The sequence below is a fragment of the Pseudomonas sp. TMW22090 genome (assembly GCF_022496665.1).
GTDB lineage: Bacteria > Pseudomonadota > Gammaproteobacteria > Pseudomonadales > Pseudomonadaceae > Aquipseudomonas > Aquipseudomonas gregormendelii.
In genome coordinates this window covers 61,611-79,970 of the sequence record NZ_SCFH01000014.1, presented here as the reverse complement: position 1 = coordinate 79,970, position 18,360 = coordinate 61,611, and the positions used below count along the sequence as shown (strand labels likewise).

General features: G+C 57.6%; 23 protein-coding genes and 1 pseudogene. 6 read left to right on the top strand and 18 right to left on the bottom strand.

What is annotated here, in order from left to right; all coding sequences use genetic code 11:
- The 6 genes and pseudogenes from EQV97_RS28255 to EQV97_RS28230 form a co-directional block, all read right to left on the bottom strand.
- The coding region (locus tag EQV97_RS28255) for a DUF3391 domain-containing protein (protein WP_240890505.1) at positions 1-249 on the bottom strand (249 nt) is incomplete at its 3' end.
- Between the two features lie 156 nt (positions 250-405).
- Positions 406-786: a hypothetical protein gene (locus tag EQV97_RS28250; RefSeq protein ID WP_001054412.1), complete on the bottom strand. Its 381-nt coding sequence runs from the start codon at positions 784-786 to the stop codon at positions 406-408.
- Positions 783-1,109 (bottom strand): hypothetical protein, encoded by a 327-nt coding sequence (locus EQV97_RS28245; protein ID WP_000091614.1) that lies wholly within the window; start codon positions 1,107-1,109, stop codon positions 783-785. Before EQV97_RS28245 ends, EQV97_RS28250 begins: the two co-directional genes overlap by 4 nt.
- Before the next feature lie 23 nt (positions 1,110-1,132).
- Positions 1,133-1,467: pseudogene (locus EQV97_RS28240) on the bottom strand (transposase).
- A 14-nt stretch (positions 1,468-1,481) separates the two neighbouring features.
- A complete protein-coding gene (locus tag EQV97_RS28235) occupies positions 1,482-1,817 on the bottom strand; it encodes a helix-turn-helix transcriptional regulator (RefSeq protein ID WP_001172026.1) in 336 nt (111 codons plus the stop codon).
- Positions 1,798-2,175 (bottom strand): type II toxin-antitoxin system RelE/ParE family toxin, encoded by a 378-nt coding sequence (locus EQV97_RS28230; protein ID WP_003151133.1) that lies wholly within the window; start codon positions 2,173-2,175, stop codon positions 1,798-1,800. The genes EQV97_RS28235 and EQV97_RS28230 overlap by 20 nt, the downstream gene beginning before the upstream one ends.
- Positions 2,176-2,366: 191 nt before the next feature.
- Between EQV97_RS28230 and EQV97_RS28225 the strand changes: the two genes are divergently transcribed.
- From EQV97_RS28225 to EQV97_RS28215, 3 genes are all read left to right on the top strand, one after another.
- Complete coding sequence (locus tag EQV97_RS28225) at positions 2,367-2,969, top strand: recombinase family protein (protein ID WP_010465829.1); 603 nt, start codon at positions 2,367-2,369, stop codon at positions 2,967-2,969.
- Positions 2,953-5,982: a Tn3 family transposase gene (locus EQV97_RS28220; protein WP_240890504.1), complete on the top strand. Its 3,030-nt coding sequence runs from the start codon at positions 2,953-2,955 to the stop codon at positions 5,980-5,982. The genes EQV97_RS28225 and EQV97_RS28220 overlap by 17 nt, the downstream gene beginning before the upstream one ends.
- Before the next feature lie 236 nt (positions 5,983-6,218).
- Positions 6,219-7,064, top strand: coding sequence for an AraC family transcriptional regulator (locus EQV97_RS28215; RefSeq protein ID WP_003464995.1), 846 nt, complete (start codon positions 6,219-6,221; stop codon positions 7,062-7,064).
- 29 nt (positions 7,065-7,093) lie between these two features.
- Here the strand turns inward: EQV97_RS28215 and EQV97_RS28210 are convergent, their stop codons facing one another.
- Entirely contained in the window at positions 7,094-7,612 is a 519-nt protein-coding gene (locus EQV97_RS28210; RefSeq protein ID WP_003464991.1) for a DUF417 family protein, read from the bottom strand.
- A gap of 730 nt (positions 7,613-8,342) precedes the next feature.
- On the opposite strand from EQV97_RS28210, the gene sdhC reads away from it, so the two are divergent.
- Positions 8,343-8,717 (top strand): succinate dehydrogenase, cytochrome b556 subunit, encoded by a 375-nt coding sequence (sdhC, locus tag EQV97_RS28205; protein ID WP_005005993.1) that lies wholly within the window; start codon positions 8,343-8,345, stop codon positions 8,715-8,717.
- Positions 8,718-9,577: 860 nt separating this feature from the next.
- On the opposite strand, the gene EQV97_RS28200 is transcribed toward sdhC, so the two are convergent.
- From EQV97_RS28200 to EQV97_RS28180, 5 genes are all read right to left on the bottom strand, one after another.
- On the bottom strand, positions 9,578-9,844 hold the full coding sequence (locus EQV97_RS28200; protein WP_003464988.1) for a hypothetical protein: 267 nt from the start codon (positions 9,842-9,844) through the stop codon (positions 9,578-9,580).
- 169 nt (positions 9,845-10,013) lie between these two features.
- A complete protein-coding gene (locus EQV97_RS28195; RefSeq protein ID WP_003464986.1) occupies positions 10,014-10,295 on the bottom strand; it encodes a DUF427 domain-containing protein in 282 nt (93 codons plus the stop codon).
- A gap of 67 nt (positions 10,296-10,362) precedes the next feature.
- A complete protein-coding gene (grxC, locus tag EQV97_RS28190) occupies positions 10,363-10,635 on the bottom strand; it encodes a glutaredoxin 3 (RefSeq protein WP_005005995.1) in 273 nt (90 codons plus the stop codon).
- 453 nt (positions 10,636-11,088) lie between these two features.
- Positions 11,089-11,835, bottom strand: coding sequence for a ferredoxin reductase (locus tag EQV97_RS28185; protein WP_002118292.1), 747 nt, complete (start codon positions 11,833-11,835; stop codon positions 11,089-11,091).
- Complete coding sequence (locus tag EQV97_RS28180) at positions 11,828-12,430, bottom strand: sulfite oxidase-like oxidoreductase (RefSeq protein WP_003464980.1); 603 nt, start codon at positions 12,428-12,430, stop codon at positions 11,828-11,830. Before EQV97_RS28180 ends, EQV97_RS28185 begins: the two co-directional genes overlap by 8 nt.
- A gap of 467 nt (positions 12,431-12,897) precedes the next feature.
- Between EQV97_RS28180 and EQV97_RS28175 the strand changes: the two genes are divergently transcribed.
- On the top strand, positions 12,898-13,368 hold the full coding sequence (locus EQV97_RS28175; RefSeq protein WP_003464979.1) for a hypothetical protein: 471 nt from the start codon (positions 12,898-12,900) through the stop codon (positions 13,366-13,368).
- Positions 13,369-13,693: 325 nt separating this feature from the next.
- Here the strand turns inward: EQV97_RS28175 and EQV97_RS28170 are convergent, their stop codons facing one another.
- The 3 genes from EQV97_RS28170 to EQV97_RS28160 form a co-directional block, all read right to left on the bottom strand.
- Positions 13,694-13,987, bottom strand: coding sequence for a DUF1330 domain-containing protein (locus tag EQV97_RS28170; protein WP_010591688.1), 294 nt, complete (start codon positions 13,985-13,987; stop codon positions 13,694-13,696).
- Positions 13,988-14,045: 58 nt separating this feature from the next.
- On the bottom strand, positions 14,046-14,477 hold the full coding sequence (locus EQV97_RS28165; protein WP_005006001.1) for a heme-binding protein: 432 nt from the start codon (positions 14,475-14,477) through the stop codon (positions 14,046-14,048).
- A gap of 72 nt (positions 14,478-14,549) precedes the next feature.
- Positions 14,550-15,563, bottom strand: a complete 1,014-nt coding sequence (locus EQV97_RS28160) for a zinc-binding alcohol dehydrogenase family protein (protein WP_002118279.1) — start codon at positions 15,561-15,563, stop codon at positions 14,550-14,552.
- A gap of 75 nt (positions 15,564-15,638) precedes the next feature.
- Between EQV97_RS28160 and EQV97_RS28155 the strand changes: the two genes are divergently transcribed.
- The gene (locus EQV97_RS28155; protein WP_016487060.1) at positions 15,639-15,806 is read left to right on the top strand and encodes a hypothetical protein; all 168 of its coding nucleotides are present in this window, start codon (positions 15,639-15,641) and stop codon (positions 15,804-15,806) included.
- A gap of 204 nt (positions 15,807-16,010) precedes the next feature.
- Here EQV97_RS28155 and EQV97_RS28150 read toward each other — a convergent pair whose 3' ends face one another.
- The 3 genes from EQV97_RS28150 to msrA all read right to left on the bottom strand — a co-directional run bounded on the left by EQV97_RS28150 (position 16,011) and on the right by msrA (position 18,360).
- Entirely contained in the window at positions 16,011-16,979 is a 969-nt protein-coding gene (locus tag EQV97_RS28150) for a magnesium and cobalt transport protein CorA (protein WP_003464971.1), read from the bottom strand.
- Positions 16,976-17,680 carry a glutathione S-transferase N-terminal domain-containing protein gene (locus EQV97_RS28145; protein WP_003464969.1) on the bottom strand — a complete coding sequence of 235 codons (705 nt, stop codon included), beginning with the start codon at positions 17,678-17,680 and terminating at the stop codon, positions 16,976-16,978. Before EQV97_RS28145 ends, EQV97_RS28150 begins: the two co-directional genes overlap by 4 nt.
- Before the next feature lie 140 nt (positions 17,681-17,820).
- Complete coding sequence (gene msrA / locus EQV97_RS28140; protein ID WP_003464967.1) at positions 17,821-18,360, bottom strand: peptide-methionine (S)-S-oxide reductase MsrA; 540 nt, start codon at positions 18,358-18,360, stop codon at positions 17,821-17,823.

Sequence of the window (18,360 nt, the reverse complement as noted above, 5' to 3'; positions counted from 1 at the left end):
TCCTCCGACAATTCTCTGGGCTCTGGGCTCTGGGCTCTGGGCTCTGGGCTCTGGGCTCTGGGCTCTGGGCTCTGGGCTCTCTGGGCTCTCTGGGCTCTCTGGGTCGACTTGGCTTTTGGCCAAGTCGACCCAGACCTCCCCGACGCCACATTCTCGAATGGCAGAGAGATCCTGAGGCTCGGTCAGCAGGAAGCTGCCGCGCCAGAATGGGTGTCGAACCCAAGAGCAGGCGAGCTTGTGGATGTACATGCCGAGACGAAGCTCGGATACGGGAATGCGTTTTACCAACTTATTTTCCTTTCTGAGTTGGGTGGTTAGGCGTGCGCCGAGGCTGGCACCCAGCGGTAGAGCGGAGGTAAGGTCACGCCAAGATTCTTGGATCAGCCGGAACCGCCGAAATTTCCGTCAGCCGATCAACATGGCTTTGTCTCGCGCTCGGTCGATGCGTTCCTGCATCGCCTGCATGACTTCTTCGTGGGTGTACGACTTGGCGTTGGGGTCGTCGGCCTCTCGGAGAGCTTCCTCGACCTCGCGGGTCATCCGCGCATATTCTTCCGGCCACAGCGCTTGCTCCATGCGCAGCGACGCCTGCCCAAGCAGGTGCAGCAGGCCGAACAGCCGCATGTCATTGGTGGCGACGACGTGCTCTCGAATCCGCTCCTGGATCACCTCGCAGGCCCGATGCGCCTCTGGCGTCGCCGTGCCCTCGTAGCCGGCTGGGAGTTCTGCTTCTTCAGCGATTCGCGCCCAAGCGATAGCCAGCGCCTCGATGGTGGACAGGTTCATTTGCTCATCCACTTGCGCAGCAGACGCTTTTTCAGGGAGGCGCGCTCTTGCGGATTGCGTCCCTTGTGGTTGGCAATGCGATCCGCCGTGGCGGCCTGGCGCTTGATGGGCCAGTAGGAGCGGCCATCCTTACCCATCGACCAGACGTTGCTGACCTGGTTTTCCAGTAGAGGCAGATGGGCGCATAGAGCTTCCGGCGACGCGCTGGCCAGCGCGGTGCGCTCGTGGGTTCGCCAGCGCTGATGCCAGAGTTTCTTGTCCTCGCGCTCGCTACGGCAGGTCGTGTGCCCAACGATGGGCGTTTTGCGGCGGCTGCGGCTCATGATGTGGTTGTCTCCAAGAACATTCAGGACAGGCTTTCTGGGTAGAGCGCCGTCACCGGGACAGGGTTTCTTGCACTTGTTCCAGCGAGGTCATCAGATGATCAACCTGATCCTGAAGATCCACGGCGAGATCAAATAGCTCAGCCACTCGGCTGCGTGATCCCTCGTTGAACGCGGCCATTGCCAGTTGATGCAGCTTCAACAGGTCGGTGCGCAGTTGCGGAGGTGCGCCGTCTGCGCTGTCATTCAAATCGCCGCGCAGCACGTCCACGGCATCGACTGCACGCAGCAGTGCCGTGGTATCGAAATTCTCGGGAGTCAGTTCGTCCCATTCGTCGTCGGTGATGCGGGCTGCCATCAGGAGAGCTCCGATTAAGCGGTTGCGAGCGTTAGATGCCCGATCGGCTCGGCTGCTGGCCGTACCTTGATTTCGATGTCGTAGCCGAGGCGATTCAGACAATCCATCAGCTTGCGTTCGGATAGATTGGTGAAGTCGCCGCGCATCATGCCCGACACCTTCGGTTGCGGGATGCCCATGCGTTTGGCCGCCGCTTGTTGAGTCAGCCCAAGGGCGCGCATGGCCCTCCTGATCTCGACCACCAGGCCGGTCTTGATCTTGAGCTTTTCAGCGTCAGGCAGTCCAAGGTCGGCAAAGACGTTGCCCGAGCTGCGCTGAACCTCGACGCCTTCAATGATTCGTTTTTGCATTTCGTAGCTCCTGTGCCAATACCTCGGCCACCTTCAGCCGAGCGCGGATGATGTCCATGTCGGCCTTTGGCGTGGCGATTCCGCTCTTGCTCTTCTTCTGGAAGCAGTGCAGGACGAACACCGCTTCCGCAAACTTGACCGTGTATACCGCTCGATAGGTGCCGCCGGCATCGTCTTCGACGACCTCCAGCACGCCGGCACCACCGAACCCCTTGAGCACCTTTGCTGCGTCATCCTGATCGCCTATCTGCGCCAACGAGAGCGCGTAACCGAAACGGCGACGCACGTCGGACGGCAACGCCATCAAATCCTTGTGGCTGCTCGCGATCCATTCGAGCGGTTTTTCTTTGTTTGTCATGACGGAATTTTATACCTGTTCAGGTAATGATGTAAACGCGGCAACCTCAAGGAGGTGTCGTAAAACATTTGTTTTGCGACAGGCTGTCAGCCGCCGCTGTGCTACCTGTGCAACACCCCCTCAAAAATGTACGGAAAACTCTATCGCTATTCACTATTATGCGGAAACCTGTTTTTGATGGTTATCCGCCTATGTTGGTTGGCTACATGCGCGTGTCGTCGGACTCCGACCGCCAGAGCACGGACTTGCAGCGCGACGCGCTGCTCGCCGCCGGCGTCGATCCGCGTCACCTGTTTGAGGATCGTGCCTCTGGCGCGAAGGATGACCGTGCCGGCTTGGCGCGGGCGCTTGAGTTCGTTCGAGCCGGCGATGTGCTGGTGGTGTGGAAACTCGACCGGCTCGGTCGCTCGCTGTCGCACCTGCTCGCCATTGTGACTTCGCTCAAGGACAAGCGGGTGGCGTTCCGCTCGCTGACAGAGAACCTGGACACTACGACGCCCTCGGGCGAATTCCTGTTCCAGGTGTTCGGTGCGCTCGCGCAGTACGAGCGCGCCTTGATTCAGGAGCGCGTCGTCGCGGGCTTGGCCGCCGCACGCAAACGCGGCCGGATCGGCGGCCGGCCGCAGGCGATCACTGGTGAGAAGCTGGACGCCATCGTCGCCGCGCTCGATGGCGGCATGTCTAAGGCGGCGGTGTGCCGCAACTTCAATGTCAAGCGCACTACGTTGATCGAAACATTGACGCGAGCAGGTTGGCGTGGTGCGGGAAGGACGGTCGATGAGCAACAAGAATAAGCTACTCACCGTCTTTTCTGACGCAGAGCAGGAAGCCTTGTACGGCCTACCGGACTTCGACGATGCTCAGCGGCTGGAATACCTGGCGTTGGCCGAATCTGAACTGGCGTTCGCCAGCAGCCGGCCTAGCCTGCAGGCCCAAGTCTATTGCGTCTTGCAGATCGGCTACTTCAAGGCCAAGCATGCTTTCTTCCGCTTCGATTGGCATGAGGTCGAGGACGATTGCGCCTTCGTGCTGAGTCGCTATTTCCACGGCGAAGCGTTCGAACGCAAGGCGATCACCAAGCATGAGCACTACAGCCAGAGGGGTCAGATCGCCGAACTGTTCGGCTACCGGTCGTGGGCGGCTAGCTTCCTGCCGCAACTGGCACAGCAGGCTGAACAGATCGTGCGGCGCGACGTAATGCCAGGATTCGTGGCCGCCGAACTGATCGTTTGGCTCAGCGAGCACAAAATCATCCGGCCCGGCCACACCACCTTACAAGAGCTGGTCAGTGAAGCCCTGTCCACCGAACGCAGGCGCTTGGGCGGCTTGCTGGCAGAAGTGTTGGACGAATCGGCCAAAGCTGCGCTGGGCCAGCTCCTGGTGCGTGACGACACCCTGTCTCAACTGGCAGCGCTCAAGCAGGACGCTAAAGATTTCGGCTGGCGTCAGATGGCAGGGGAGCGCGAGAAGCGCGCCACGCTGAAGTCCTTGCACGGGATCGCCAAGGCGCTGCTGCCCAAGCTCGGCATCTCGCAGCAGAACCTGCTGTACTACGCGAGCCTGGCGAACTTCTATACCGTCCATGACCTGCGCCACCTGAAGGCGGAGCAGACCCGGCTCTACCTGCTGTGCTATGCCTGGGTACGTTACCGGCAGCTCACCGACAACCTGGTCGACGCGATGGCCTTCCACATGAAAAAACTTGAGGACGAGAGCCGCACGGGTGCGAAACAGTCCTTTGTCGCCGAACAGCTGCGACGCCATCAGGAAACGCCGCAGGTTGGCCGCCTGCTGTCGCTGTACGTGGACGACAGCGTGGCCGATCCGACGCCGTTCGGCGAGGTGCGCCAACGCGCCTACAAAATCATGTCCAGGGAATTGCTGCAAAACACGGCGCAGCGCATGAGCGTCAAGCCACTGAACAAACTGGCGCTGCACTGGCAGGCGGTGGACGGCCTGGCCGAACGCATTCGACGCCATCTACGGCCGCTGTACGTCGCGCTCGACTTCGCCGGCACGGCCCCCGATAACCCATGGCTCGCGGCGCTGACTTGGGCCAAGAGCGTGTTCGCCAAGCAGCAGCGCCTATCACAACGGCCACTCGACGAATGTCCGGCGGCAACGCTGCCGAAACGCTTGCGTCCGTACCTGCTGATGTTCGATGCCGAAGGCACGCCGACAGGCCTGCATGCCGATCGTTACGAATTCTGGCTTTACCGTCAGGTCAGGAAACGCTTCCAGGCGGGCGAGCTCTACATTGACCATAGCTTGCAGCACCGGCATTTGTCCGACGAGTTGGTTTCGATGGACGAGAAAGCCGCCGTGCTCGCGCAGATGGACATCCCCTTCCTGCGGCAGCCGGTCAGTGCCCAGCTCGATGCACTGGCGACCGAGTTGCGTGCGCAATGGGTGGCGTTCAATCGCGAGCTGAAACAGGGCAAGCTGACGCACCTGGAATACGACAAGGACACGCAGAGACTGACCTGGCGCAAGCCCAAGGGGGAGAACCAGAAGGCGCGCGAGCAAGCTCTCTACGAGCAACTGCCATACTGCGATGTCGCCGACGTGTTTCGCTTCGTCAACGGCCAGTGCCAGTTCCTGTCGGCGCTGACACCATTGCAGCCACGCTATGCGAAGAAGGTAGCCGACGCCGACAGTCTGATGGCGGTGATCATTGCCCAAGCCATGAACCACGGCAACCAGGTTATGGCACGTACCAGCGACATCCCGTACCACGTCCTGGAGAGTACCTACCAGCAGTACCTGCGCCAGGCGACGCTACATGTGGCCAACGATTGCATCAGCAACGCCATCGCCGCACTGCCGATCTTCCCGCATTACTCGTTCGACCTCGATTCGTTGTACGGTGCCGTTGATGGGCAGAAATTCGGCGTCGAGCGACCAACTGTGAAGGCGCGCTACTCGCGCAAATATTTCGGCCGCGGCAAGGGCGTCGTCGCCTACACGCTGCTGTGCAATCACGTGCCGTTGAACGGCTACCTGATAGGCGCACACGAGTACGAGGCTCACCACGTGTTCGACATCTGGTACCGCAACACGTCGGACATCGTGCCGAGCGCGATCACCGGCGACATGCACAGCATCAACAAGGCCAACTTCGCCATCCTGCACTGGTTCGGACTTCGTTTCGAGCCGCGCTTCACCGACCTCGACGACCAGTTGCAGGAGCTGTATTGCGCCGATGATCTGGCATTGTACGAGAAATGCCTGATCCGGCCGGCTGGCCAGATCGACCGGCAACTCATCGTCGGTGAGAAGGCGAACATCGACCGAATCGTCGCCACACTGGGCCTGAAGGAAATGACGCAGGGCACGCTGATCCGCAAGCTGTGCACCTATACGGCGCCGAACCCGACGCGGCGCGCAATCTTCGAGTTCGACAAGCTCATCCGCAGTATCTACACACTGCGCTACCTGCGCGACCCGCAACTGGAGCGTAATGTTCACCGCTCGCAGAACCGCATTGAGTCCTATCACCAGCTACGCTCGACCATCGCCCAAGTCGGTGGGAAGAAGGAATTGACCGGCCGCACCGACATCGAAATCGAGATCAGCAACCAGTGCGCCAGGCTGATCGGCAACGCGATCATCTTCTACAACTCGGCGATCCTGTCCCTGCTGCTGACGAAGTACGAGGCAGCTGGCAATGCCAAGGCGCTGGCGTTGATCACGCAGATGTCGCCAGCGGCCTGGCGGCACATCCTGCTGAACGGGCATTACACCTTCCAGACTGACGGCAAGTTCATCGACCTGGATGCGCTCGTGGCGGGACTGGAGCTGGGCTGACGGAAATTTCTGGGATTCCGGCGTACAACCCCGTAAAATAGAAGAGTGAGCACTTGATTTGCTGGTGCTTTCAAACAACGGTGTTGTTTTTTTAACAGCCGAACTGGAAAGGGAGGCTGAGCTGCTCAGTGATCACTTTATCCGTTGGCTGATTTACGCCGGCATGTTCGCTACAGGCACTGAACGACAACGCAGATGGTATGGTCTGTGCGTTCTGACTCGTCAAGGATCGGCCAATGGATCGTTTGTCTAATTTGCTCTCGCGGTTCGGCGTGCGGGCCAATCTGTTCTATGACGGCGACCTATGCGGCTCTGCATCTTACGATGGCGCCGAGCGGCGAGGTTATATCCATCTGCTTCAGGCCGGCAGCGTGACGTTGCTTGGTCCCGATCGCAAGGATTTGCAGCTCACTCGCCCTAGCTTGATTTTTATGCCACGCCCCGCCAAGCATCAATTGTTTGCGGGTGAGTCCGATGGCGCAAAGTTGTTGTGTGCTTCCATGGAGTTTGAGGGCGGAATTGATAATCCTTTGTCGGCTTCATTACCGGACTGTTTGGTGCTCGCACTCGATGATCTGCCCATGCTGGCAGACACGTTGGAGTGGATGTTTGCCGAGGCGGCAAATGTGCATTGTGGAAGGGAAGCCGCGCTTGAGCGCTTATTTGAGCTCCTAATCATTCTGTTGCTCCGTTACCTGCTCGATCATCACCAGTTGCGCACCGGAATGATGGCTGGACTGGCCGACATGCGGCTTGCCCGATCGCTTTTACAGATGCACAACTCCCCGGAACATGCCTGGTCAATAGCAGAGCTGGCCAGTGAGTCAAATATGTCACGCGCTGCGTATGCCGTGCATTTCAAGAGTGTCATCGGACAGACGCCTGCTGATTATTTGTTGAGTTGGCGAGTTAGCCTGGCTCAGAAGCTGATGCGAGAAGGGCGCTCGATTACGCTGATTGCAGCTCAAGTCGGCTACGAAAGTCCTTCGGCGCTGTCTCGCGCATTTAGACGCAAGACGGGGTTGAGCCCTCGTGACTGGTTGAAAGATCTGGCGGGGGAAAATGATGGCAAAAAGGCCTAAGGCATTACTGCCTTAAGCCATTGAAAAAATTATGCATTAATTTTACGTTTTTCCAGTTCAACCAGCGAATGGCCTGCCACAAATATCGAAACAGCAAGCAACCCTAAGTCTTTAAGCAGAAACTGACCTGGCGCAACGGAAATCGCCGGAAACCCTAAACTAGGCTCAATGACGCCCGGAGTGGAAAACATAAAGCTAAGGGTTGTGAAGAACAAGCCTGCAGACAGAGCGCCTCCTACCACGGATAGTTTGGGCGACAGCATGCGGCCTGCGATCAGAGTGCCGATCGAAATCTCTAGTATGCCGAGCAGGCTGGAGAACATGTCGACCGAAAAAATGCTATACACCCATCCCAAAAGCGGGCTGTTGCTCACCAGTGGAACCAGGCCCTCGGCCTCGTAGTGGGTAAATTTCATGCCGCCGAACCAGAAGTAAATAATAGCGAGAGCCAAGTACGCGCCATAGATACCTAGCCCCATAGTTTTGGTTCCAAGCGTTAAGTGGGCCTGTACGCTGGACTTCGAGTTTTCAATGCCTATGGTTTTCATGTCTGAGCTTCCAGTAGTGAGTGAGAGTGTGTTGGCTGCCGAACGCCGTATGCGTTGGCGATGAGATGATTATGGCTGGCATCTCTAATCAAGAGGCATCAGAAAGTATTGATTTCAGTGCAGATCGTCTTGGGCGGTGCAATTCGCGATGAAGGGATCGCCGTGGAGAGCGATGAGTGCACTATTTCGATAAAGGAGTCGTTTTACATAGGTCGATGAAGCGCGTTGCGGCATCGCCTACTGTCATTTCTCAAATCTGACTATGGGGCTTGGGGCGAAGGGCGGCACTGACTAGGCTTAGAACAGCTACCAACTAGCCGCGCGGCCGCGATGCACAAAGAATGGTAACTGAGCCGTGAGTGCGGTGGGCGCCCGCATTTATTTCCAAACCCTACAGATACATCGATCTTCGACTTCAACCGGGCAGATAGCTGTTGCAGCAAGCCTATCAATCGACTTTGACGTGTTAAAGAGGATAGGTTTTCCAGGGTTGGGGAACAGCATGCCCTGCAGAACGACACACGTCACTTTTGTTAAATTAATAAGCTAGCTACCTATTGGGCATAACCTTGCAATTTGCTTCAATTTACGCACATGCACTTGCGACCTCAAAATGCAACGTAAGCCCCGAATATCTCCATTATTGTCGCCGCCAGCCTTAGTTACAGCTGCTATGATGAATGAGATCGAAAACTGAAATCCCCCACTAGAATTGTTGACTGGAGTCAAAATGAATAAAAAGCGGCCGGTTAATCTTGATATTCGAACCATTCAGCTTCCTCTCACGGCGCTTACATCGATTCTGCACCGGATTTCAGGAATTATGCTCTTTATTTTTCTGGGACTGATACTGTATATGCTGAGCAAATCGTTGGAGTCAGAAAAGGGTTTTAATGAAGTCAAGGAGATTTTTTCTTCACCTTTCGGCAAAGTTAGTTTCTGGTTGGTATACTCTTCATTTATTTATCATCTCGTAGCCGGAATTCGACACCTAGTTATGGATGTGGGTGTTGGTCATACTTTGAAAGGCAGCAATCGCGCCTCTACTATTGTTTTAGTAGTGTCGGGTGTTTTAATGGTTGCTGGCGCCGTATGGATTTGGTAGCTGTGGAGTCGTAATGCGTATTTACAAGGACTAAAAGCGTCCTTTAAAGCTAACTTACGAAAGTATTTATAATCGACGGTTCACGCTTAAACGGTTGAATCCTTTCGGGCTTCCGAATAGCTGTTAGCTGAAAGCTATCATGAGCTAAGTTTTCTGTGCATCATCAAATGTGTTAATGGGAGCGCCATAGTACTAGGTACAAATATGGCTCTAGGACAATGTTAGATGTTTTGGATTTTGAGGCGGATCGCTCTTATCGAAGATCGTCTAATTCGCTCTGAAGCGCAGGTTTTTTGAAACTATCACCTGGTTGGCACACTGTGCGAATCAACATCAGATATGAGAAAGCCAATCAGGTGAACACTACCCTCGAGGGCTCATCTGTCCAGTTAAAGCCTCGAGTCTTTCTGGGTGCGCAAAAGACAAGAAGGTTATATGGGAAAATTATGAGGCCTGGATACCATGCGTCATGGGCGTGCCGATGCTGTGAGTGACAGAGCGAGAAGCAAGTGAAAGTCCCTGAAGTAGGGGCGGGATGCGCCCGAGTGGCATTTTTTGTCTTAAGGTAGATCGCGTAGCTGTTCTTCAGAATAATCTTCAGAGCGTTGACGACAGCCATCGCTGTGCATTCCTCAAGAATAGAATGTGTCGGAAGGGTGGCGTCATTGGTGTTAGTCATCGCTTAGGATTTCTCAATCTGGCTTACACGGGCGCCTGTACCGATATCCCCGCGGATGGCGACGTATCGATGTTGAATTCCTCGCCAGACGAAGTGCAATGAGCTGCGGCTATAGGCTTGCGCAGCCTTAGATAGCCGGCCGTCGCAGGCGCGCCGGTTGGCCGGGATCTTCTTCTGCCCGTCAGGTGTCCGGTCGGAACTCCAGCACGAACGCTACGACCTTTTCGGCGGACATTTCGCACGGCTTCAACAATGTCCTATCTGATGTAACGCGGAAGAGGTTGAAGCTGACAATGTCAGTCCCGTCCAACTCCCTGGCGAACAGACTGTTGCGACGTCCGTCCCCAGATCGCCGGACGATCAAGCTGAAACGCCGGCCTTCATAAGTCCCTTCTCTGTATCCCTCCGCAAGCTTCGCGAAAGCGGCATCGAACTCGGAATGCTCCATGTCATCCATCCTTATTGATAGAACAGAGGCGCGGCGGGTGCGAGACCGCCAGTGCCGGGTCGCGCTAAGGTGCCGGGCAGATTCCTGCAGCCGACGAGGCCCGGGGTGGGCAGGATAATTGAGATGTCGGCGCCCGCATGGCTATCAGCGAAGTCGTCCGTCCAGTCTGCTAGGCAACGTCCACGCCTTTCCAGAAAGCGATGTAATCCCGGATACCCTCGGCATCCGGAGTGGGGGCGGGATAGGTCCAAGCGGCGTTCACGTTGAGCGCGTCACCCGCGCGAACATGAAAGAAGCGCGCGGCGCCTTTGATCGGACAGACAGATGTGTGCGGGCTCATCTCAAGCAGGCTCAGGTCGACTCCTGACGGTGGGAAGTAGTGATTTCCCTCGACGATGACTGTTTCGTCGCTTGTGGCGATAGTAGTGTCTTTCCAGATGGCTGAGACCAACGGACTCTCCTTTTGTATTCATCAACCGGCGAAGGCTCGCGGGCTGGCTGCCCCAAGCCGCACCTCCTCAGGTGGCAGGCGGGTTGCGCCCGAGAAGTTTGTCGAGCTCGCCTCTGACATCGAGCGCGAATAGCTCATCGGAGCCACCGATAAGGGTGCCATTGATGAAGATCTGCGGCACGGAGCTTCGCCCCGACGCTTCCGCCATGGCCTGCCGGTGAGCCGGATCCGCCTCAATATCGAGCTCCTTCCATCGCACGCCCTTTTCCTTGAGGAGCGCCTTCGCTCGGCGGCAGAACGGGCACCAATTCGTGGTGTACAGCAATACATCAGTTGTCATATTGCATCTCCGGCAGTTGCACGCGGATCGCTGTCATGGCGTTGATCTCCAATTCGCGGCGTTCAAAGATGGCGACTGCACCTTGGCCGACATCGGAGCAGATGCTGACGATTGGCCGCTATCCAGGCGACATGGCCCAAAGTGCTTTCACCGCCAGGCAGAGGCCGCACGCGCCTCCTGTAGCGCCGAGCCGATGCTCTAAGGTAACCGAGCCTCGATTGGGACGGAAGCGGTCCCGCTCGAATCGCCCATCATGCTGGTCGAGCATATCAGGACGACGGATAGTGCAGGAACTTTCAAATTGAGCTTGATGTCGAGCCAGGTATCGCGAGCGAAGGCGTTCTAGAGGCCGGGGGGTACGAAGACTGTGTTCGGCAAAACGGTTCACGTTGATCGCCAAAGCTTCCCAGGGCGCACGTCTACGATCGGCGCGACGTGAGATAGCTCGCGCCGCTAGCCCCCGTAGCGCTCCGTCTTGATGATGGAGGCGTCCAAGCCCGCCAGCAGCGCGCTATCGGTTGCGATGTTGACGAATCCGTTAGACCCGCAGACGAACACTTGCGTCGGCTTTCCCTGAAGCCTGGTTAGAATTTCTTGGACCATCATGCCGTCGATCCGTCGCGCAAAGTCCGATGCGCGAACCGGTTTCTCGCGCGTAATCGCGAGCGCCAGGACGAACGCCGGATCGCTGATTTCGATGCAATGAAGTTCTTCTGAGAAGAGAACGTCCTCGGCGGTTCGTGCGGACAGGAGCAACGCTGTCGGAACGGCTTGGGCCAATGCGCGGCGCTGCCGGATCATTGCCATCAACGGCACGAGGCCGGAGCCTCCCCCGATCAACAGAACCGGATCTATGGCAGGCTCAGGCCAAAGGAAATGGCCACCGAGCGGACCGCGAACTTCGATTTCGTCACCAATCGCCGCGATGTCGTGAAAAAACGGCGAAACTTCGGCATCCGGCATGCGCTCGATAGCTATCTCGACGATCGGGGTCGAAACTGCCGATGACGCGATCGAGTAGCTGCGCATTGCACTGTAGCCGTCGGGCGCGGTCAGCCGGATATCGACGTGCTGACCTGCGGTGTGCGCGAACGGCTTGCTCAACCGAAGGAAGAAGCTCTTGATACTCGGTGTTTGCTGGATGATGTCGTCGATCACGCATGATTGCCACGAACGGACTTGCGCTTCGTTTTCAGTCATGGGTGTATCGTTGTTCGCGCCACGGATCGCCGTAGATGTGATAGCCGTGCAGCTCCCAAAAGCCGGCCTCGTCACGCGTCGTGAATTGCAGCGCATTCACCCATTTGGCGGATTTCCAGAAGTAAAGGTGCGGCACTAGAAGACGCGCCGGCCCCCCATGATCGCGGGAAAGTGGCTTGCCCGCATAACTGAGGGCGACCATCGCTTTCCCGGAAAGCAGATCCGTCAGAGGGACGTTTGTCGAATAATTATCGTAGCAGTGCGCCAAGACGAAATCGGTAGGCCGATCAAGCTCTGCATCTGCAAGGATGTCTTCAATGAGTACACCCTCCCAAACGGTATCCAGTTTGGACCAAGAGGTGACGCAGTGAATATCCTTTGTCACCTGGGTCTTTGGTAGAGTGTTGAATTCGCCCCAATTCCACGTTTTGACGGGCTTCGGACCAATTTTGACTGTGAATTTCCAGTCGGAGGGCTCTACCCTCGGCGTAGGGCCGGCCGACAGAACAGGGAAATCCTCCACCAGATGCTGACCTGGCGGAATCCGATCGGACTGGTCGCCTGAACCGCGACCGGTGAAACCTCTGGTGACCATAGTGACCCCTCTTGCTCGATACGGCAGACCGAAGCCGGCCTTCATTTCAGTACTCTGCGTAAAGCATTTGCCCGCACATCCGCCGAATAAGCCAATCGACTAAAAATCAGATACAGATGCTCTATCATCGTAAAAAATCGCGTATCGAACATAGCGTCAGGCCAGCATGATTCCCAATACCCAATGGCTATAGGGTAGATAACCCCAAGGCTGCGTACGCTGATCTGCGGTATGCGGAGCGGAAGTTGCAGGTTCGCTCTCAAACGGATGGGCAGCGTGCAAAGCTCAAGGCTCACCAGCGCATGGTTGCCCAGTTCGCGCTCGCCGGCAGCTTGAGTATATTAAGGACGAAATGTCGATCTGATCTATTCTGGCTTCAGGAAATAGGGAAAATAAGGTCGGACGTTCGCGCACCGTCGCGACGCGCGATCATCCACTAAGCTTCTGTATCGGGGTTGGAGGATCAGATGAACGAGATCGAACGACAAGCGCCTGAGCTGCGGGTGCAAAAATGGATTGGCAAAGATGGGGAAAGTATCGCGCCGTTCAAACTGTCAGATATCGGGCCCGGCCCGAAAATCTTGTTTGCCTTCCAGCATTGGTGCCAAGGTTGCCATTTGCATGGGTTTCCGACGCTACAAAAGTTGCATGCAGCGTTGAGCTCAAAAGACGTGGGGTTCGCAGTGATCCAGACCGTCTTCGAAGGAACGCATGAGAATACCTTCGAGAAGTTGCGCGTGAACCAGCTCAAGTATGAGCTTCCTATCGTTTTCGGTCACGACGAGCAACCGACCGGCTCGCCGTTTCCAACCTTCATGGAAGACTACCGCACACGAGGAACTCCGTGGTTTACGGTTATCGACGCTGGCGGTAGCATTGTTTTCTCGGACTTCCATCTCGACGCGGAGCGACTAGTGAAGCAACTTGAGCAAGGTTAATCGTTGGAAGGTGGGCAATCATCCTGATTGCCACCCATCCCCTGATGCCCACTACAGGCGTTGCGCGCTGTAACTCTGTTGATCAGCGTGCGAAAACCCGGATCCGGATAGGAGGAGCGTCAACGATTGAATCAATCCGTTGGGAGAGGGCGGCTCCGCTCCGTCAGCTCGGCAATAGATAACCCATTCTCGCCGAGCAACTCTCTGATCCGATCGACGATATGAGCCCCTAGCGCCGCTGTCTTGGTCCCCCCCACAGATTCCCAAGATGCGAGTTCACACGCCGATACCTCGTGGTCAGCGCCGAAGTGCTTCTGTCGGTATGTCACCGCCGCCCTTCAATGATAAAGGCGCGGTAACGGGAACCGGCAAAGCGTTGAGCAGCGATGGTTTGGTAGGCGGGACTGTCATACCAGTCGCGAGCGGCCTGCATCGTCGGGAAACGCAAGATTACGGCCCCTTCGATGGGCGGCCCCTCCAAATGCTGGATCGCGCCATAAGCGGCGAGAAAGGTAACGTCGTGACCATCGAACGATGGTCCGACGCCTGCAGAATAGGTTGCGAGTGCATGTGGGTCGCTGGTTTCTTCCCGCGTAAAGACGACGAACGCTTCCATCATTAGGCCTCTCAAAGGTTGGATCTGTTGGCCATTACCACCGGTGATGGCCTCACAGTCGTCAGGCTGGCAACTGGAACCCGATTTTCATGAGTGCCTCGACGCACGCATCCTGATCCTGCTGATAGTTGCCTCCGGAGATGCCTATGCCGCCGATCAACTTCCCATCCTCCAGAATCGGATAACCGCCGCCGACAGCGACCATCCGAGGGCGATAGGCTAGCGGCGCCACTTTTGGATCGTTGGTCACATAGTCGTTCCAGACATGGGTCGGGAACCCAAACGAGGCGGAACTCCAGGCCTTGTCGATGGCAACATCGACGGTAAGGAACGGCGCATCGTCGGTGCGCTCGAACGCGCGCAGGTTACCGGTGGCGTCGACGACGGCGACGGCAGCCGGGATGCCGATGGCACGGGCCGCAGCGAGCGCCGCGTCGATGAGGGCGACTGCGGTTTCGCGGTTGATCGAGGCGGTGGCAATAGATTTGGTCATGGGATTCTCATCGCTGGGGCATAACCCGTTCGGCTTTTTGAGGTTGGACAAGATGTTTGGCGATCGCGGTCGTTAGAAGCCTTCGAGGACGATCTTGCCTTTAGCCGCGCCACTTTCGATCAGTGCATGCACCGTCTTCAGATTGGCGGCATTGATCGGCGACAGTCGCCGGGTCAGCGTCGTGCGGATTTTGCCGTCGTCAACCAGCGCTGCCATCGCATCCAGAATCTCGCCCTGCTCATTCATGTCGGGCGTGCCGTAGATCGACCGCGTGAACATCAGCTCGTGGTGGATCGACACCGCCTTGCGCTTGAAAACCATGATATCGAATGCCTTGGGATCGTCGATCAGTCCGAACCGTCCTTGTGGGGCGATCAGTTCGGCGATGTCGGCGACATGTTGCTCGGTATGTGTGGTCGAAAAGACGAAAGCGGGAGCACCGATGCCGAGTTCGGCGATCTGTGGCGCGAGCGGACGAGAATGGTCGATGACGTGGTGAGCTCCAAGCCCTCTTACCCACTCTTGGGTTTCCGGTCGAGAGGCTGTGGCGATGACGGTGAGGTCCGTGCGCTGTCGCGCGATCTGGACGGCGATCGACCCAACCCCGCCCGCGCCACCGATGATGAGGATCGCCTCCGCCGCACCGGGTACGGGCTTCGCCACGTCCAGGCGGTCGAACATCGCCTCCCAGGCCGTCAACGTCGTCAGCGGCAGCGCCGCCGCTTCCGCCCAGGAGAGCGACGCAGGTTTGTGACCGACAATCCGGGCGTCGACGAGATGGAACTCCGCATTGGTACCGGGCCGTGTGATCGATCCGGCATAATAGACCTCGTCGCCTAACTCGAACTGCGTGACGTCGGGGCCGACCTCGCGCACAATCCCGGCGGCATCCCATCCCAGCACCTTCCAATCGCCATCTGCCGGCGGCGTGCTGTTGCGGACCTTGTAGTCGACCGGGTTGACCGAGACGGCCTTCACCTCAACCAGGATATCGTATCCTGCAGCGACAGGCCGAGGCAGATTGATGTCGACCAGCGCGGCATCCGCGGCGATGGGTCCCGGAACCTTGTAACCAATGGCTTTCATAAATGTCTCCAGCTTGCTTGATCGGATGACGCGAATGCTCGTTAGTCAACTTCTTCTACATTGAGGTCCCGACTCTTGAACTGGGTCGCGGTAGCAGATTTCATCGAACACGTCGATCAACAGGCCCTTATGCTCGGTCGCCGGATCGGTGATCGCGTAGAGGGTGGAGGCGTTATCGCCATCATCACCGCTTCCGAGGCGAAACGCCGCGTCGACGCAGATGCCGCACGGACCGATGGTTGATCCTGGCTCGAGATCGACGAGATTGCTGTCCTTGACGCGCTATTCGCGGTCTTAGCCCTTGGCGATGAAGGACTGAACTGCTTGTAGAGCGTCGGTCAGCTGCTATGTCATGGACGCACCTTCATCTTGAGTTGGATTGGACAAGCTTCCGTATAAGGCCCGCTGTAACCGTCAGATGACGGCGAAGAAAACGATGGGCAGTATTCACAGCCACTTAGCCTTCTTGAAGCGCACAAATAGGAAAACGCACGATATCGCTATCACTCCGAGCACGACAAAGTATCCGTAGGCCGTGTCCAGCTCCGGCATGTGCTTAAAGTTCATGCCGTATATTCCAGCGATCGCCGTCGGGACTGCCAGTATTGCCGCCCAAGCCGCCAGCTGGCGGGTGATCACCCCCGTCCTTTGCGCTTCAAGAAGGCTGCTGGCCTCAAAGACCGTGGACAGGACAAGCAGGAGGCCGTCGACCATGGACTGCACGCGGTGGACATGGTCCGCGACGTCGTGGAAATATGGTGTCATTTCGGCGCTGATGCAGGGAAAGTGGCCGCGAACGAGCTTTCGCACCAGCTCGGCCATAGCCCCGAGCGTGCGCTGGAACCGCGTGAGTTCGGACCTTAGTTCGAAGATTCGCGCCACCTCTTCTGGCCCGAGGAAATCGTGCAGCGACCGTCGCTCCATCGCCAGGACGTCGTCCTCGATCATTTCGAAGATGGGCAGATACTGGTCGACCACGCGATGCAAGATCGCGTGCAGCACATAGTCGACACCCTTGCCGAACTGCGTCGGCGATGCCTCGAGTTGCTCCCGAAGTTTGCCCAGCGCTCCGGCATTGCCGTGCCGCACGGTGATAAGGTGATTGTGACCGGTGAAGATCGCCATCTTGCCGTAGCTGATCCGGTCGCCGACCAGCTCGGCGGTCTGCGCGACGACGTACAACTCATCGTTGTAGACCTCGAGCTTGGGCGGGCACAGCGGGTGCATCGCGTTGTCGATCGCCAACGGATGAAGATTATATGTCCTTTGGATCGCGAGTAGTTCCTCGGGGGTGGGTTCGCTAAGCGCGATCCAGCAGAAGCCCGAGCGACTCTCGCCCAACTTGACGTGCTCATCGAGCGCGATTTCGCGAACTCGCTTGCCTTCGTTGTAATAATAGGCGGCGATGATGCTCATGCTGGCCTCGCGGGAATGTGGAGGCCACGCTGGACGGCCGGTCGAGCCAGCCCGCGTCCAAGCCATGCGCGGACGTTCGAAAAGCTGCTGAGGCCAAGGATGTCACCCGCAGCGTAGAATTCCACCAGCGCATTCACCCAGCCGAGCGTCGCGATGTCCGCGATCGAATAGTCGTCGACGATCCAGTCGCGGCCTTCCAGCCGGCGATCCAGAATCCCCAGCAGACGCGTGGATTCGTCGATAAAGCGCTGTTGCGGCCGCTTGTCCTCATAGTCCTTGCCGCCAAATCGCAGGAAGAAGCCGAGCTGACCGAACATCGGCCCGATGGCCGACATCTGAAAGAACACCCACGCTAGGGTCTCGTAACGCTGGCCTGGTTCGGTGGAGATGAACTGACCCGTCTTGTCGGCCAGATAGAGGAGGATCGCACCGGATTCCCATAAGGCGATGGGTCTACCGTCAGGGCCAGCCGGATCGATGATCGCCGGTATGCGTCCGTTCGGGTTCAGCGACACGAACGCCGGATCCTTCGACTCGTTGTTCGAGATGTCGATCAGGTGGGGCTCGTACGCCAGGCCAGTCTCCTCAAGCATGATCGAGACCTTGACGCCATTGGGCGTAGGGGCTGCGTAGAGTTGCAGGCGATCGGGATGAGATGCCGGCCAGCGCTGCGTGATCGGAAAGGACGAGAGGTCTGGCATAAATCTGCGATCCTGGTGTTGCGATGGCGACTGACTGGAACGAGCCGTCACTCTGAAGTAGGGTTCGATGACCGCGTCGCTGAACGACGCGGTCACGAAGATTGCGGACCGGATCGGCGCAGTGGCAACGGCAGTGAAGCCTATTCCGCCGCGGTCCCGGCCGCTGGCTGTACGTCGTCAACCTTTTGGCGCTTCGGAAGCACCCAGCCGGGACGGACGAAGTGGCAGGTGTAGCCGCCCGGGCGCTTCTCCAGATAATCCTGGTGATCGGGCTCGGCCTCCCAGAACTCGCCGACCGGCTGGACCTCGGTCACCACTTTGCCATCCCACAGCCCCGAGGCATCCACATCGGCGATCGTATCCTCGGCGACGCGCTTCTGCTCCTCGTCGACATAATAGATGCCCGACCGGTAGGAGAGCCCACGATCATTGCCCTGGCGGTTCAGCGTCGTCGGATCGTGGATCTGGAAGAAGAATTCCAGGATGTTCCGGTAGCTCGTCACTGTCGGGTCGAAGACAATCTCGATCCCCTCGGCATGCGTGCCGTGATTACGATACGTGGCGTTCGGAATATCGCCGCCCGTGTAACCCACACGGGTCGAGATGATGCCGGGCCGCTTGCGGATCAGATCCTGCATGCCCCAGAAACATCCTCCTGCGAGAACAGCGCGCTGATGCAT

Coding starts and splice junctions, on each gene's coding strand:
- EQV97_RS28235 (WP_001172026.1), bottom strand. CDS start 1,817: ATGCAAAAACGAATCATTGAAGGCGTCGAGGTTCAGCGCAGCTCGGGC.
- EQV97_RS28200 (WP_003464988.1), bottom strand. CDS start 9,844: ATGGAGCATTCCGAGTTCGATGCCGCTTTCGCGAAGCTTGCGGAGGGA.
- EQV97_RS28220 (WP_240890504.1), top strand. CDS start 2,953: ATGAGCAACAAGAATAAGCTACTCACCGTCTTTTCTGACGCAGAGCAG.
- EQV97_RS28230 (WP_003151133.1), bottom strand. CDS start 2,175: ATGACAAACAAAGAAAAACCGCTCGAATGGATCGCGAGCAGCCACAAG.
- EQV97_RS28165 (WP_005006001.1), bottom strand. CDS start 14,477: ATGACCAAATCTATTGCCACCGCCTCGATCAACCGCGAAACCGCAGTC.
- EQV97_RS28170 (WP_010591688.1), bottom strand. CDS start 13,987: ATGATGGAAGCGTTCGTCGTCTTTACGCGGGAAGAAACCAGCGACCCA.
- EQV97_RS28175 (WP_003464979.1), top strand. CDS start 12,898: ATGAACGAGATCGAACGACAAGCGCCTGAGCTGCGGGTGCAAAAATGG.
- EQV97_RS28180 (WP_003464980.1), bottom strand. CDS start 12,430: ATGGTCACCAGAGGTTTCACCGGTCGCGGTTCAGGCGACCAGTCCGAT.
- EQV97_RS28215 (WP_003464995.1), top strand. CDS start 6,219: ATGGATCGTTTGTCTAATTTGCTCTCGCGGTTCGGCGTGCGGGCCAAT.
- EQV97_RS28250 (WP_001054412.1), bottom strand. CDS start 786: ATGAACCTGTCCACCATCGAGGCGCTGGCTATCGCTTGGGCGCGAATC.
- EQV97_RS28150 (WP_003464971.1), bottom strand. CDS start 16,979: ATGAGCATCATCGCCGCCTATTATTACAACGAAGGCAAGCGAGTTCGC.
- grxC (WP_005005995.1), bottom strand. CDS start 10,635: ATGACAACTGATGTATTGCTGTACACCACGAATTGGTGCCCGTTCTGC.
- EQV97_RS28145 (WP_003464969.1), bottom strand. CDS start 17,680: ATGCCAGACCTCTCGTCCTTTCCGATCACGCAGCGCTGGCCGGCATCT.
- msrA (WP_003464967.1), bottom strand. CDS start 18,360: ATGCATCAGCGCGCTGTTCTCGCAGGAGGATGTTTCTGGGGCATGCAG.
- EQV97_RS28185 (WP_002118292.1), bottom strand. CDS start 11,835: ATGACTGAAAACGAAGCGCAAGTCCGTTCGTGGCAATCATGCGTGATC.
- EQV97_RS28225 (WP_010465829.1), top strand. CDS start 2,367: ATGTTGGTTGGCTACATGCGCGTGTCGTCGGACTCCGACCGCCAGAGC.
- EQV97_RS28160 (WP_002118279.1), bottom strand. CDS start 15,563: ATGAAAGCCATTGGTTACAAGGTTCCGGGACCCATCGCCGCGGATGCC.
- EQV97_RS28245 (WP_000091614.1), bottom strand. CDS start 1,109: ATGAGCCGCAGCCGCCGCAAAACGCCCATCGTTGGGCACACGACCTGC.
- sdhC (WP_005005993.1), top strand. CDS start 8,343: ATGAATAAAAAGCGGCCGGTTAATCTTGATATTCGAACCATTCAGCTT.
- EQV97_RS28210 (WP_003464991.1), bottom strand. CDS start 7,612: ATGAAAACCATAGGCATTGAAAACTCGAAGTCCAGCGTACAGGCCCAC.